Here is a 1,035-nt window from a genome sequence, read left to right as displayed (position 1 = left end):
TTGTATGATAGAAAAATATTCACTTAGAAAAACAGCCAAAATTTGCGGTATAAATTTAAGCACAGCTTTTAACTGGCGACATAAAATTCTTGACGCACTACAAGAAATGCAAGAGAGCGTAAAACTTGACGGCATTATTGAAGCTGATGAAACATTTATGCCCATCTCGTATAAAGGTCATCACAAGGATTTTAATTTTCCACGTTCGGCAAAACATCGTGGCACGGCAAACACGAAGCGTGGTTTATCAAAAGAGTTAGTTTGCATACCTTGTGTTGTTAATCTAAACGGCAAATCAGTAGCTAAAATAGCAAATCTTGGTAAGCCAAATGTAAAAGCTTTAAATAGCGTTATCTTTAGTAAAGTAGAAAAAGAGAGTGTATTTGTAACTGATAGTCTTAGAAGTTATCTAAAACTATCAAACGAAATGAGTTTAAATCACATAAGAATACCACGAAATAAACACTCTAACGGAAGTTTTAATATCCAAGTAATAAATAATTATCACAGCTGTCTTAAATCAATACTATTCAAAGGCGTATCTACAAAGTATCTTAACAACTATCTTGTCTATCATAATTTTGTAAATTTTGCAAAAGAAAGTAGGAAAGATAAAGAACAAATTTTACTAAATCACATACTAAATACTGATTGTATTAGCAAAACTGAAAGTTTAAGAGATAGACCAAGTGTGCCACTACTTGTGGCTTAAAACAAGAAATACAATGGTGTAAATATGAAAAAATTTACTTTTGTTGATTTGTTTGCTGGCATTGGTGGTTTTCATTTGGCTATGGATAGCTTAGGTGGAGAATGTGTTTTTGCATCAGAAATTGATAAGTATGCTAGAAAAACTTATGAATATAATTTCAAAAAGCTAAATAAGAAACTATTTGAAAATGAATTATTTAATGATGATATTCGCAAAATAAGCCCATCCGAATTACCTGATTTTGATATTCTTTGTGCTGGTTTTCCATGCCAACCATTTAGTCAAGCTGGTTATAAACGTGGCTTTAATGATACACATAAGTC

Annotated in this window: 2 protein-coding genes; both read left to right on the top strand. The window is 31.3% G+C overall.

The genetic code is table 11. From position 1 onward, the window contains the following. Nucleotides 1–712: IS1595 family transposase (locus tag CYP77_RS07335; protein ID WP_103599728.1), on the top strand; the 712-nt coding region annotated here is incomplete at its 5' end. 24 nt (nucleotides 713–736) lie between these two features. Further along, nucleotides 737–1,035: DNA cytosine methyltransferase (locus tag CYP77_RS07330; RefSeq protein WP_141090843.1), on the top strand; the 299-nt coding region annotated here is incomplete at its 3' end.

The organism is Campylobacter concisus, from assembly GCF_002913865.1.
Taxonomy (GTDB): domain Bacteria; phylum Campylobacterota; class Campylobacteria; order Campylobacterales; family Campylobacteraceae; genus Campylobacter_A; species Campylobacter_A concisus_AM.
This window is presented reverse-complemented; position numbering and strand designations above follow the sequence as displayed.